Raw genomic sequence first — 13,561 nt, 5'->3', positions numbered from 1 at the left:
CCCGGCGGCTCGCATCCCCTTCCCAGCGGCCCGATCGGCCGCGCCCCGAACCAAAAGAGGCCGGAGCATGACGATGACCCCCGAGCAGGCAACCTGGTTCTCCGGAGTCTTCGATCGTCTCGTCGGGAACATCGACCGGGTGCTGCTGGGAAAGACCCACGTGATCCGGCTGGCCCTGACCGCGCTGTTCAGCGAGGGCCACCTGCTGCTGGAAGACTTCCCGGGTACCGGCAAGACCTCCCTCGCCCGCGCCATCGCCGAGAGCGTGCGCGGGACGACCAACCGCGTCCAGTTCACCCCCGACCTGCTCCCGGGCGACATCACCGGCGTCAACATCTACGACCAGCGGAGCGGCGCCTTCGAGTTCCACCGCGGCCCGGTCTTCGCGAACATCGTGCTCGCCGACGAGATCAACCGCGCCAGCCCGAAGACGCAGTCCGCACTCCTGGAGGTGATGGAGGAGCAGCAGGTCACCGTCGACGGCGTCCGGCACTCCGTCGGCGCACCGTTCATGGTGATCGCCACCCAGAACCCGATCGAGCAGGCCGGCACCTACCGGCTGCCGGAGGCCCAGCTCGACCGCTTCCTGATGAAGGCGTCGATCGGCTACCCCGACCACGAGGCGACCCTGCGCATCCTCGAAGGGTCCGAGCGGCGCGCGCACGAGGTCGTCGTGCCGGAGGTCATCTCCGCCTCCACGGTCGTCGAGATGGCCACGATGGCGCGAGGCGTCCACGTCGACCCGACGATCAACGACTACGTCTCGCGGCTGGTCGAAGCCAGCCGCACGGCCGACGAGATCCGGCTCGGCGTGAGCGTGCGCGGAGCGCTCGCCCTGCTGCGCGCGGCGAAGACCATGGCGGCCGCATCGGGCCGGTACTACGTCACGCCGGATGACGTGAAGGCCCTCGCCGAGCCCGTGCTCGCCCACCGGCTCGTGCTCGACCCCGAAGCGGAGTTCGAGGGCGTCAGCGCGTCCAGCCTCATCGGCCAGCTGCTCATCGAGACCCCGCCGCCGAGCGATCGGGCCGCCGTGTGACCACCGTCACCCGTTCGCAGACCGAGCTCACCAACGCGCGCGCCCGCATCGTCGGCGAACGCGATGGTTTCCTGGCCGACGCGATCGTGTGGGTCGTCCGCACGTCGGCGACGGCCGGACGCGCGGTCGCGACCCTCGCCCGGCGGATCAGCGCGGTGGTCACCGCGCTCGGCTGGTCGATGCTGCTGCTGGCTGTTCTCGCGCTGACGGCGGGCTACGTCTTCGGCTGGGTGGAGGCGGTGGTCGCGGGATGGACGGCGCTGGCGCTGCTCGTCGTCGCCTCCGGCTACCTGATCGGCCGCACGGCGTACGACGTCGGGCTCTCGCTCCCGGCGAACCGGGTCGTCGTGGGCGATCGGGCGCCCGGCGAGGTCGCGGTGCGCAACACCCTGCGCCGCGGGCTCCCCGGTGTCCGTGTCGAGGTGCCCGTCGGACTGGGACTCGCCGAGTTCGCCGCGCCGCCGCTCGCGTCGGGCGAGGAGCACACCGACGTGTTCGTCGTGCCGACCACCCGGCGCGGGATCGTGCCGATCGGCCCGGTGCGAACGGTCCGTGCCGACCCGATCGGGATGCTCCGTCGCGAGGTCGTCTGGGCCGACTCCCTCGACCTGTTCGTGCATCCACGCACCATCGCCATCCCGAGTATGAGCACAGGCTTCGTACGCGACCTCGAGGGGTCGCCGACCCGCGATCTCACGGCCAGCGACATCGCCTTCCACGCGCTCCGCGAGTACGTCCCCGGTGACGAGCGCCGCTACATCCACTGGAAGTCGACCGCCAAGACCGGCAGCTACATGGTGCGCCAGTTCGAGGAGACCCGGCGGAGCCACCTCCTCGTCGCGCTGAGCCTGTCGGCGGCCGACTACGCCACCGAGGAGGAGTTCGAGCTCGCTGTCAGCGTCACCGGTTCGCTCGGCGTCCGCGCCATGCAGGACTCGCGGACCGTCTCGGTCGTCGCCAGCGCGGAGACACCGGACTTCGCGAAGCGGATGGTGTTCAGCGCCCGGCAACTCAGCACGGTCAATCGCGGGCGGCTCCTCGACGACCTGTCCGGGGTGGACACCGCTGAGTCCGCACTCCGGCTCCCGGAGCTTGCGCAGGTGGCCTCCGACGGCTCCGCGGGCATCTCGATCGCCTTCCTGATCTGCGGTTCCACGCCGTCGGCGGCGCAGCTGCGGGCGGCCGCCGGACACTTCCCGCTCGGCGTCGATGTCGTCGCGATCGTCTGCGACGAGGGCGCGGTGCCGTCGATGCGCCGGGTCGCCGACCTCAGCGTGCTCACCATCGGCTACCTGGAGGACCTCCAGCGCAGCCTGGCGAAGAGGCTGGCGCTCTGATGCCGGCCCGCCGCTCCGCCGCCGTCCTGATCGACGTCCTCTTCGCGCTCGTCGCCGTCATGCTGGGCGCCTGGTCCTTCTGGCCCGTCTACCAGTCGCCCGAGTTCATCCTGATGCTGGCCGTGACGTTGCTGGCGGGAGCCGCGGTGGCGGCGGTGGGATGGGCGTTCCGCCTCTCGAGCATCGCCGTGGCCGGACTGATCGCAGTCGTCTACCTGGGGCTCGGCGTCCAAGTCGCGGTCCCGTCCGAGGCGACCGCCGGGGGGCTGCTGCCGACCGGTCCGGGATTCGTCGACCTGGTGCAGGGAACGTGGCTCAGCTGGAAGCAGCTGGTGACCATCAGCATCCCGGTCGGGTCGTATCAGGCGCTGCTGGTTCCCGCGTTCCTGCTGGCGCTGGTGGCCACCGTCCTGACCGTGACCATCGCCCTGCGGTCGTCGCGACCGGAACTCGCGGCGCTCCCGCCTGCGCTGCTGTTCGTCGCCGGGATCGTGCTCGGATCCTCGGTGTCGTCGCTGCCGCTGCCTCTGCTGTTCGCACTGTTCGTCGTGCTGCTCTCCTGGCTGATCCGTTTCCGGCTCCAGCGGCGCGCCGCATCCATCCGATCGTTGCGGGAGCAGAGCGGGCTGCTGGTCGAGTCCCGGAGCGAGCGGCGATCGACCGCCCTGCTGACCACCGCGGGTGCGACCGTGATGCTCATCACCGCGGCCGCCGCGGGCATCGCGGCGGCGGCGTTCATCCCGCCGGCCGGCGCACGGCAGGTCGCGCGGACCGCGGTGGAGCAGCCCTTCGACCCGCGCGAGTATCCGAGCCCGCTGAGCGGCTTCCGCTCCTACTTCGAGCCGGACCGCGCGGATCAGGCCATGCTGACCGTGACGGGTCTCCCGGCCGACCGGCGGCTGCGGATCGCGACCCTCGACACGTACGACGGCGTCACCTATGCGGTCGGGAGCGGTGACGAGACCAGCGCATCCGGTTCGTTCACCCGCGTCCCGTACCGCATCGACCAGGGCGCGACGAAGGGCAAGCGCACGACGACGAGTGTCGTCGTGCGGGACTACCGCGGGCCGTGGCTCCCGGGCAGCGGCCAGCTGGAGCAGGTCCGGTTCAGCGGCGATGACGCGCAACGCCTCGCCGGCGCGTTCTTCTACAACGACGTGACCGGGACGGGAGCGGTGACCACCGCGCTGCGAAGCGGCGACACCTACACCGAGGAGACGGTCGTCAAGCCGCAGCTGACGGCGGACCAGCTCGAGAAGGTCGAGCCGGGGACCGACTCCGTGCCGCGGCCGCGGGTCATCCCCGACGAGCTCGCCTCCGTGCTGCAGAAGTACACCGCGGGGGTCGACGGCGCGGGCGCCAAGCTCGCGGCGGCCCTGCGCGGACTCGCGCAGGACGGCTACATCAGCCACGGCGTGGGCCCGAAGGAGCCAGCAAGCCGGTCGGGTCACGGCGCGGACAGGATCACGGAGCTTCTGACCGACGTGCCCATGCTCGGCGACCAGGAGCAGTACGCGGTCACCGCCGCGCTCATGGCCCGCCAGCTCGGGTTCCCGGCGCGGGTCGTCGTCGGGTTCGTGGCGCCGAAGGACGCGACCGGCTCCAACGTGACCTTCGTGGGATCGGACATCTCCGCCTGGATCGAAGTGCAGACCACCTCCGGCTGGGTGACCGTCGATCCGACCCCGCCGCTTCGCCCCGTCCCGCCGAAGCAGCCCGATCAGCCCACGCAGATCTCGCGGCCGCAGACCAACGTTCAGCCGCCGATCGACGAGAACCCGCAGCGCAACGACGAACCGCCGCAGGCGCAGGTCGACCCGTCCAACCAGCCGCAGCCGAATCCGGTGCTGGAGACGCTGCTGGCCGTGCTGATGGTCGTCGGCTGGACGCTGCTCATCCTCGCGCTGGTCGCGTCACCATTCCTCGCCGTGCTCGCGGCCAAGTGGCGACGCAGGGCGCTGCGCCGATCGGCGCCGACGGCGCGCGAGCGCATCGTCGGCGGGTGGCGCGAATTCGCCGACGCGGCCGTCGACCACGGCTACGAACCGCCGCCGGCCGCGACGCGTGTGGAGTTCGCGGACACCATCGGCGGATCGCGCGCGAACGCGCTCGCGAAGGTCGCAGACCGGGCGACGTTCAGCGGCGTCGCGCCGACGCCTGCAGAGGCCGAGACGGTCTGGAAGGCGGTCGACGAGCTCCGCTCGCAGCTCGCGAAGCGCGACACGCGCTGGAAGCGGCTGCTGGCGGCCGTCTCGCTGCGATCGCTCGGCTACCGTGGAAGACGGAACGCGAAGGGACGGGAACGATGAACTGTCGGGTGTGCGGAGCGGAGCTGGCCGAAGGCACGCTGTTCTGCCCGCTGTGCGGCAGCTCGGTCACCTCGTCGCGGGTGCGCGCCCCCGAGCTCGCTGATCCGCGGCCGTCCGACACGTCGATCATCTCCGACCGCCTCGCCGAGTCGCGGCCGTCGCCCGCGGTCGCCGGACGCTTCCCGGAGGACGTCCTGCTGGATGAGGACGGCCTCCCGCCGACCCAGGCCATGACGATCGTGCCCGTGGAGGAGGCGCCTCCCCCGCACAAGAAGGCCCAGCGGGCGTACACGCTCAGCTTCTCGACCGGCGATGTCGTGGAGGTGTCCGGCTCCGGCCTCATCGGCCGCCGCCCCATCACGCAGCCGGGGGAGCACGTCGACCAGCTCGTGGTCGTCTCGGACCCCGGTCGCAGCGTCTCGAAGACTCACCTCGAGTTCGGGCTCGAGGGCGACGAACTGTGGATCTGCGATCGCTACTCCGGCAACGGCACCGTCGCGCATCCCCTCGGCGGCGTGGCCCGCCAGTGCGAGGCCGGCCGCCGCTACCGGGTCACGCGCGGCACCCGCGTCGAGATCGGCGACCACTGGTTCGACGTTTCCTGACCCTCGTGTCGCCCTGACCCAAGCCAACAGCTCCGGAGTTTTTCACCCCGACACGCGGTCCGCGGCGGGAAAAACTCCGGAGCTGTTGGCGAGGGAACGTACTTTGCGTCAGGCGAGGGCGTCGGCGACGGGGAGGGAGTCGAGGCCGTGCGCCGAGGCGACGCCCTCGTTCGTGAGGCGACCGTCGTGGACGTTGAGGCCGAGCGCGAGGGATGCGTCCGCACGCAGCGCCTCCTGCCAGCCGCGGTTCGCGATCGCCCGGGCGTAGGGGAGCGTCGCATTCGTCAGCGCATACGTGGAGGTGTGGGGGACCGCACCCGGCATGTTGGCGACGCAGTAGAACAGCGACTGGTGCACCGTGAACGTGGGGTCCGCGTGCGTGGTGGGGTGCGAGTCCTCGAAGCAGCCGCCCTGGTCGACCGCGATGTCGACGAGCACGCTGCCCGCCTTCATGCGCGACACCATCTCGTTGGTGACCAGCTTCGGCGCCTTGGCACCGGGCACCAGCACCGAGCCGATCACGAGGTCGGAGGCGACGACGGCCTTGTCGATCTCGAAGCTGTTCGACGCGATCGTCTTGATCCGGCCCGCGTAGAGGGCGTCGAGCTCGCGGAGTCGCTGGATGTTGGTGTCGAGCACCGTGACCTCCGCACCCAGGCCGACGGCTACCGAAATGGCGTTCGTGCCGGCCACGCCGCCACCGAGGACGGTCACGACGGCCGGGTGCGTGCCCGGGACGCCGGGGACGAGCAGCCCGGGGCCGCCGTTCGGCTTCAGCATGGTGTTGGCTCCGACGATGGGCGCGAGGCGTCCGGCGACCTCGCTCATCGGGGCGAGCAGCGGCAGCGCGCGCGTCGGCAGCTGCACCGTCTCGTAGGCGATGGCGGTGACTCCGCCGTCGATCAGCGCACGGGTCAGGGCTTCGTCCGCCGCGAGGTGAAGGTACGTGAAGAGCACGAGTCCCGGCCGGAAGTAGCCGTACTCGCTCTCGATCGGCTCCTTGACCTTGAGGATGAGGTCGCCGGAAGCCCAGGTGGCGGCGGCGTCCGGCAGGATGGTCGCGCCGGCTCCGGCGTACAGCTCGTCCGGGATCGACGACCCGACGCCTGCACCGGTCTCGACGAAGACCTCGTGACCGGCGCCGACCAGGTCGTGGACACCGGCGGGCGTGATCGCCACCCGGAACTCGTTGTTCTTGATCTCGCGGGGGATCGCGACCTTCATGGGGCTCCTTCGACACTTCGACGTGGTGGTTCGCTCTCACCATAGCGGGGTTCACGGAGGATTTCGACTGAATTCTGGATGAAGCGGTGCTGATTTCGCGGACGGATGGCGTTCACGCAGACGGTTTCCGCAGCGGTGGGGGGCCTTGCCGACGGCTCGGAACATCCGGCTGTCGCGGCAGAACACTCCGTCTGCGGTTTCCCGGGCGATTCGACCGATCCGACACGGATTTCGTAAAGATTGTGTTTCCGAATGGACGATCCGGCCCTTTTCTGATGCGGATCGCGACGGTTGTGTGTCAGGATCGGGTCCACCGCGACGGCACATCGGTGTGCCGCCGAAGCGCCGTCGCCCGTGGTCCGTGTTCGATCCCCCAAGGAGCACTCCAGTGAAACCGAGCAACCTTCCGCAAGACCCGATGATCCGCCAGCTCGTGCAGTCGGCCCGTGCGTCGCAGCTCACACGACGCGGGCTCCTCGCCGGTGCGGGAGCCGGTGCGACGGCCCTGGCCCTCGCCGCCTGCTCCACGGGCGGAGCGAACAGCAAGCCGACCGCGGCGAAGGACGAGTCGGCGAGCGACAAGTCCCTCACCTGGGCGAACTGGCAGGCCTACCTCGACCAGGACGACGCGGGCAAGTACCCGACCCTCGAGGCGTTCGAGAAGCAGAGCGGCCTCACGGTCAAGTACGACGTGGCTGTCGACGACAACAACACGTACTACGCGAAGGTGAAGGACCAGCTCGCTCTCGGCAAGGACATCGGCGCCGACACCGTCTGTCTCACCGACTGGATGATCGCCCGCTGGATCCGTCTCGGCTACGTCCAGTCGTTCGATGAGTCCGCGATCCCGAACAAGAAGAACCTGGTGGCTAACCTCCAGGACGTCGACTTCGACCCGGGCCGCAAGAAGTCCCTCCCGTGGCAGAGCGGCTTCGCCGGCATCTGCTGGAACAAGGAGAAGCTCCCCGCCGGCCTCAAGTCCATCGACGATCTCTGGAAGCCGGAGCTCAAGGGCAAGGTGGGCGTGCTCAGCGAGATGCGCGACACCATGGGCCTCATCCTGATGCAGCAGGGCGTCGACATCTCCAAGGACTTCAGCGACGCGGAGTTCGAGAAGGGGATCGACACCATCACCAAGCAGGTGAGCAACGGCCAGATCCGCAACATCAAGGGCAACTCGTACCTCAACGACCTCAAGTCGGGCGATACTCTCGCCGCGATCTGCTGGTCGGGCGACATCACCCAGCTGAACGCCGAGGCCGGCGACAACTGGCAGTTCGCCATCCCCGAGGCCGGCGGGACCCTGTGGAGCGACAACTTCGTGATCCCGATCGGGTCGTCGCAGAAGGCGAACGCCGAGAAGCTGATCGACTACTACTACGAGCCGGAGGTGGCGGCCGAGGTGGCCGCCTGGGTGAACTACATCACCCCGGTCGAGGGCGCCAAGGAAGCGGCCACGAAGATCGACCCGGAGCTCGCGGACAACCAGCTGATCTTCCCCGACGAGGAGACGCTGTCGAAGGTGAAGATCTTCCGGTCGCTCACCCCCGCCGAAGAGCAGAAGTACCAGGCGGCGTTCCAGAAAGTGATCCTGGGGGCCTGATGGCGAAAGGAGTTTTCGCCGAGTCCGGCGCCGACCTGCGCCTGGAGGGCATCACGAAGAGGTTCCCGGGCTTCACCGCCATCGAGGAGCTCGACCTCACCATCCCCGCCGGCTCGTTCTTCGCACTGCTCGGGCCGAGTGGATGCGGCAAGACGACGACCCTGCGCCTGGTCGCCGGACTCGAGGAGCCGACCGAGGGACGCATCCTCATCGGCGGTCAGGATGTGACGAGCACCAAGCCGTTCCAGCGCCCGGTGAACACGGTGTTCCAGAGTTACGCGCTGTTCCCGCACATGACGATCCTCGAGAACGTCGCGTTCGGGCTGCGGCGCCGCCGCATCGGCGACCCGGTGGCCAAGGCGCACGAGGCCCTGCGGCTGGTGGAGCTCGACCACCTCGCCTCCCGTCGCCCCGCGCAGCTGTCCGGCGGCCAGCAGCAGCGCGTCGCCCTGGCCCGCGCGGTGGTGAACCGTCCGGCGCTGCTCCTCCTCGACGAACCCCTCGGCGCGCTCGACCTGAAGCTCCGCCGGCAGATGCAGCTCGAGCTCAAGTCGATCCAGACCGAGGTCGGTCTGACCTTCGTGCACGTCACGCACGACCAGGAGGAGGCCATGACCATGGCCGACACGGTCGCGGTGATGAACAAGGGCCGCATCGAGCAGATGGGGTCGCCCGAGATCCTGTACGAGCTCCCGGCGACCGTGTTCGTCGCGAACTTCCTGGGGCAGTCCAACCTGTTCGCGGGTCCGGTGCAGGAGTCCGGCGGCGAGACGATCGGCGTCGACGTCGGCGGGGAGCGCATCCAGGTTCCCCGGTCGCGTGCGCAGCGCACCAGCGGGTACGTCACGGTCGGCGTCCGCCCGGAGAAGCTGACGCTGCACGAGACGCCGGAGACCATCCAATCCGGCACCAACCGCCTCGGGCCCGGACGAGTCACGGACGTCTCGTTCAGCGGCGTGAGCACGCAGTACCTGGTCGACATCCCGGCCCTCGGGACGATCGTGGTGTTCGCTCAGAACACGACCAGCGGCCCGGTCGCCGCCCTGGGCGCCGAGGTCTGGGTGGCGTGGGATGCCGGGCACACGTTCGTGCTCGCCGACGAGCCGCCCGCTGACGGCCGGTTCTCCGACGACGCCGACACGCAGGCGATCGCGGCGCAGGCGCGTGAGCGGATGCTGACGGAGCTGGAGGAGGCGTAGATGGCCCTCGCCGCGTTCACGGGGGCGCAGCCGACGAAGGACCAGGAGCCGGCCGTCCGCCGCAAGAGCAGCATCGCGCTCGTCCTGCTCCTCCCCGGTGTGCTCTACCTCGTCCTGTTCTTCCTCACGCCGCTGATCTCCCTGATCATCACCTCATTCCAGTCGCCGGTGCTCGACGGCGACATCGGGCAGTACCAGACGGCGTTCCAGTGGAGCAACTACACCGACTCCCTCGCCGAGTACTGGCCGCAGGTGCTTCGGTCGTTCGTGTACGCGCTGATCGCGACCGCGGCGGCGCTGCTGATCAGCTACCCGTTGGCGTACTTCATCGGCGTGAAGATGCGCGGCCGTCCCGTGGTGCAGAACCTGCTGATGACCCTCGTCATCGCGCCGTTCTTCATCAGCTTCCTGCTGCGGACGCTCGCCTGGAAGGCCATCCTGAGCGACGACGGCTGGATCGCCAGCTCCCTCAAGGCGGTCTCGATCCTCCCGCCGGATGCGCACATCACCGGCACCCCGTTCTCGGTGATCTTCGGTCTGACCTACAACTTCATCCCGTTCATGTGCCTCCCGCTGTACTCGACGCTGGAGCGGCTCGACATCCGGCTGCTCGAGGCCGGGCAGGACCTCTACGCGAGCCCGTGGACGACGTTTCGCAAGGTGACCGTGCCGCTGTCGATGCCGGGCATCGTCTCCGGGACGCTGCTCACGTTCATCCCGGCGGCCGGCGACTACATCAACGCATCGCAGGACTTCCTCGGCGCCGCGGACACCTCGATGATCGGAAACGTCATCGAGAGCAACTTCCTGGTGCTGCAGAACTATCCGACGGCGGCGGCGATGTCCGTCGTCCTGATGGCCGTCATCCTGGTGATCGTCGGCGTGTACGTGCGACGGAGTGGGACGGAGGAGCTGCTGTGACCACGATGGCGACACCCACCGACACGAGCACCCCGCCCAGTGCCACCAAGGGCCGCCGACGCTACAAGGGGATCGGGCTCGGCGTCTACGCGTTCCTCGCGCTCGCCTTCCTGCTCATCCCGATCATCTACACGTTCGTGTTCTCGTTCAACGACGCGATCAAGAACAACATCGCGTGGCGCGGGTTCACGCTCCGCAACTGGACGAACGTGTGCGACGCGGCGGGGATCTGCGACGCGTTCATGGCGAGCATCATCATCGGCATCATCTCGACCGTCGTCGCCACGGTGCTCGGCACGATGATCGCGATCGCCCTGATGCGCTACCGGTTCCGCTTCCGTTCGCAGACCAGCCTCCTGCTGTTCCTCCCGATGGCGAGCCCGGAGGTCGTGCTCGGCGCCGGACTAGCCGCGCAGTTCCTGAGCCTCGGCGTCAACAAGGGCTTCATGACGATCATCATCGCGCACGTGATGTTCTGCATCAGCTTCGTCGTGGTGACGGTGAAGGCGCGCGTCGCGTCGCTCGACCCGGCGCTGGAGGAGGCGGGGCGCGACCTGTACGGGTCGCCGAATGCCGTGTTCTGGCGGATCACGTTCCCACTGCTGCTCCCGGGCATCGCGTCGGCGGCGCTGCTGTCGTTCTCGCTGAGCTTCGACGACTTCATCATCACGAACTTCAACGCGGGCGCTGTGACGACGTTCCCGATGTACATCTACATCGCGGCTTCTCGTGGCATCCCGGCACAGGCGAATGTGATCGCCAGCGCCGTCTTCATCCTGACGATCCTCGTGGTGCTGATCTCGCAGCTGACCGCCGCCGCCCGAGCCAAGCGCCTAGCCCGCCAATAGCCGCGACCCAAGCCAACAGCTCCTGAGTTTTTCGCCTCCTAACCCGCGTGTCGGGCGGAAAAACTCAGGAGCTGTTGGCGTGGGCGTCAGGCGTAGGAGGCGCGGATGGAGCCGACGGGCTCGCCCCGGCCGAGGACGGCGAGGTCGAGCTTCGGGGCGACGCGGTCGACGTCCTCATGCGAGAGCGCGCCGGTGTCGGCGAGCAGCCGCAGGGCGACGATGGATGCGGCCCGCAGGCTGCCGTCGAGCACCTTCAGCGTCACGGTCGTCCCGTCGGGGGCGGCCATCACCATGACGCCCTCGGCTCCGCCCTTCGCGAAGACGCCGAGCTCGTCGATGACGACCGTGTTCGCGCGTCCCGGTCCGTCGATCGCCCAGCCGTCCGCGAGCACCGCGTTCTTGAGCAGCGCCGCGTTGCGGAACAGGGCGAACGGGGAGCCGTCCGACGCGGTCGCAATGCGCTGGATGCCGCGGGCGAGCGCCAGCAACGACATGGCGTGCACCGGAGCCCCGCATCCATCGATCCCGGTCGCGACGACCTTCTCTCCGGTGAACCGCTCGACGGTGTCGCGGATGTGCTGCTGGATGGGATGCTGCGGGTCGAGGTAGCTCTCGGTCGGCCAACCGTTCACCCGGCACGCGAGCAGCATCGCGGCGTGCTTGCCGGAGCAGTTCATGTACAGCGGGTGCTTGTGCTCCCCGGCGCGGACCAGCTCGTCGCGGGCGGCGGTGTCGAGCGGCCAGTCGGCCGGGCAGCGGAGCGCGTCCTCGGTGAGCTGCGCCTGTGCGAGCAGTTTGCGCACCACGGACAGGTGCGCAGGGGTGCCCGCGTGGCTGGCGGTGGCGAGCACGGCGCTCGCGCCCTCGAGCGGGACGCCCGCACCCATGACGGCGACCGCCTGGAACGGCTTCATGCTCGAGCGCGGGAACACCGGCTGGTCGGGAGCGCCGAGGGTGCGGACGACGTCGCCTTCCGGTCCGAGCACGATCGCCGATCCGGCGTGCCGCGACTCGACGAATCCGCTGCGCTCGACGACGGCGAGCTCGGCGGCCTCAGCGGTGCTGAAGACCGCCGGCGTTCCCGCGTGCGGCTCGGCGCTCACAGCGCGGCGATGGCGTCGTCGATCACCGACACGGCGTCGGCGATGAGCTCGTCGGAGACGGCGAGGCTGGGCAGGAAGCGGAGGACGTTGCCCCAGGTTCCGGCGTTGAGGAACAGGATGCCCTGCTGCGCCGCCGCCTGGATGATCGCGTTGACGGCCTCGGGGTTGGGCTCCTTGGTCGTCTGCGCGGTGCCGGGCTTGACGAGCTCCACGGCGATCATCGCGCCGATGCCGCGGACGTCGCCGATGATGTCGTACTTCTGCTGCAGCTTCTCGAGCGCCGGCTTGAGCGCGTTCTCGATACGACGGCCCTCGGCGAGGAGGTCGTTGCGCTCGATGGTCTCGAAGACGGCGACGGCGGCGGCGGCGGCGACGGGGTTGCCGCCGAATGTTCCGCCGAGCCCGCCCGGCTGCGCGGAGTCCATGATCTCGGCACGGCCGGTGACGGCTGCGAGCGGCAGACCGCCGGCGATGCCCTTCGCGCTGAGGACAAGGTCAGGGACGACGCCGAAGTGCTCGCTGGCGTAGAAGGCGCCGGTGCGCGCCATGCCGCTCTGGATCTCGTCCGCGATGAACACGACGCCGTTGGCGGCGCACCACTCCTGCAGGGCGGCGAGGTAGCCGTCGGCGGGGACGATGAAGCCGCCCTCGCCCTGGATCGGCTCGGCGACGAGGCAGGCCAGGTCGGACGCGCCGACGACCTTCTCCAGGTACGCGATGGTGCGTGCGGCCGCCTCGGCGCCGCTGAGGCCGTCGCGGTAGGGGTACGAGTTCGGCGCGTGGTACACGTCGCCGGCGAACGGACCGAAGCCGGTCGCGTACGGCATGGCCTTGTAGTTCATGGCCATCGTGAGGTTGGTGCGTCCGTGGTAGGCGTGGTCGAGCACCGCGACGGCGCGACGGCCGGTGAACTTGCGCGCGATCTTCACGCCGTTCTCGACGGCCTCGGCGCCGGAGTTGACCAGCACGGTCTTCTTCGCGTGGTCGCCGGGGGTGTGCTCGGCGAGGAGCTCGGCCACGCGCACGTACTCCTCGTACGGCGTGATCGTGAACAGCGTGTGGATGACATCCTGCAACTGCCCCGCCGCGGCCTCCACGACCGCGGTCTCGGTGTGGCCGACGGTGGTGACCCCGATGCCGGCGCCGAAGTCGACGAACTGGTTGCCGTCCACATCCACGAGAATGGCGCCGTTGGCGCGCGCGATGTAGATCGGCAGGGCCGAGGAGACGCCGGTCGGCACGACGGCCAGGCGTCGCTCGTGCAGTTCCTGCGACTTGGGGCCGGGTACGGCCGTGACGATGCGGCGTTCTTGTGGAACGGAGAAGACGGGCGCGGGGGTGCTCACGGTGTCAGTCATGGTCATTCGAGTCTA

11 protein-coding genes are annotated in these 13,561 nt (G+C 69.4%); 8 read left to right on the top strand and 3 right to left on the bottom strand.

Annotated features, from left to right (window positions below):
* The first annotated feature begins 67 nt into the window (after positions 1-67).
* Genes ACF1AJ_RS04685 through ACF1AJ_RS04670 form a run of 4 tightly spaced genes read left to right on the top strand, consistent with a single transcriptional unit; the run spans position 68 to position 5,290 of the window.
* Positions 68-1,039, top strand: coding sequence for a MoxR family ATPase (locus tag ACF1AJ_RS04685; protein WP_309859247.1), 972 nt, complete (start codon positions 68-70; stop codon positions 1,037-1,039).
* The gene (locus tag ACF1AJ_RS04680) at positions 1,036-2,376 is read left to right on the top strand and encodes a DUF58 domain-containing protein (RefSeq protein WP_391506316.1); all 1,341 of its coding nucleotides are present in this window, start codon (positions 1,036-1,038) and stop codon (positions 2,374-2,376) included. Before ACF1AJ_RS04685 ends, ACF1AJ_RS04680 begins: the two co-directional genes overlap by 4 nt.
* Positions 2,376-4,685 (top strand): transglutaminase-like domain-containing protein, encoded by a 2,310-nt coding sequence (locus ACF1AJ_RS04675; RefSeq protein ID WP_391506315.1) that lies wholly within the window; start codon positions 2,376-2,378, stop codon positions 4,683-4,685. The genes ACF1AJ_RS04680 and ACF1AJ_RS04675 overlap by 1 nt, the downstream gene beginning before the upstream one ends.
* Entirely contained in the window at positions 4,682-5,290 is a 609-nt protein-coding gene (locus ACF1AJ_RS04670; RefSeq protein ID WP_391506314.1) for a zinc-ribbon domain-containing protein, read from the top strand. Before ACF1AJ_RS04675 ends, ACF1AJ_RS04670 begins: the two co-directional genes overlap by 4 nt.
* Before the next feature lie 108 nt (positions 5,291-5,398).
* Here the strand turns inward: ACF1AJ_RS04670 and ald are convergent, their stop codons facing one another.
* Entirely contained in the window at positions 5,399-6,514 is a 1,116-nt protein-coding gene (gene ald, locus ACF1AJ_RS04665) for an alanine dehydrogenase (RefSeq protein WP_391506313.1), read from the bottom strand.
* Positions 6,515-6,902: 388 nt separating this feature from the next.
* Between ald and ACF1AJ_RS04660 the strand changes: the two genes are divergently transcribed.
* Genes ACF1AJ_RS04660 through ACF1AJ_RS04645 form a run of 4 tightly spaced genes read left to right on the top strand, consistent with a single transcriptional unit; the run spans position 6,903 to position 11,085 of the window.
* Positions 6,903-8,117 (top strand): PotD/PotF family extracellular solute-binding protein, encoded by a 1,215-nt coding sequence (locus ACF1AJ_RS04660; protein ID WP_391506312.1) that lies wholly within the window; start codon positions 6,903-6,905, stop codon positions 8,115-8,117.
* On the top strand, positions 8,117-9,316 hold the full coding sequence (locus ACF1AJ_RS04655) for an ABC transporter ATP-binding protein (RefSeq protein WP_391506311.1): 1,200 nt from the start codon (positions 8,117-8,119) through the stop codon (positions 9,314-9,316). The genes ACF1AJ_RS04660 and ACF1AJ_RS04655 overlap by 1 nt, the downstream gene beginning before the upstream one ends.
* A complete protein-coding gene (locus tag ACF1AJ_RS04650; protein WP_391506310.1) occupies positions 9,317-10,237 on the top strand; it encodes an ABC transporter permease in 921 nt (306 codons plus the stop codon).
* Positions 10,234-11,085 carry an ABC transporter permease gene (locus tag ACF1AJ_RS04645; protein WP_018190863.1) on the top strand — a complete coding sequence of 284 codons (852 nt, stop codon included), beginning with the start codon at positions 10,234-10,236 and terminating at the stop codon, positions 11,083-11,085. The genes ACF1AJ_RS04650 and ACF1AJ_RS04645 overlap by 4 nt, the downstream gene beginning before the upstream one ends.
* 86 nt (positions 11,086-11,171) lie before the next feature.
* Here ACF1AJ_RS04645 and ACF1AJ_RS04640 read toward each other — a convergent pair whose 3' ends face one another.
* Positions 11,172-12,188: an asparaginase gene (locus tag ACF1AJ_RS04640; protein WP_391506309.1), complete on the bottom strand. Its 1,017-nt coding sequence runs from the start codon at positions 12,186-12,188 to the stop codon at positions 11,172-11,174.
* Entirely contained in the window at positions 12,185-13,546 is a 1,362-nt protein-coding gene (gene gabT, locus ACF1AJ_RS04635) for a 4-aminobutyrate--2-oxoglutarate transaminase (RefSeq protein ID WP_391506308.1), read from the bottom strand. Before gabT ends, ACF1AJ_RS04640 begins: the two co-directional genes overlap by 4 nt.
* Positions 13,547-13,561 lie beyond the last annotated feature (15 nt).

The organism is Leifsonia sp. NPDC014704, assembly GCF_043083605.1.
Taxonomy (GTDB): Bacteria; Actinomycetota; Actinomycetes; order Actinomycetales; family Microbacteriaceae; genus Leifsonia.
This window is presented reverse-complemented; position numbering and strand designations above follow the sequence as displayed.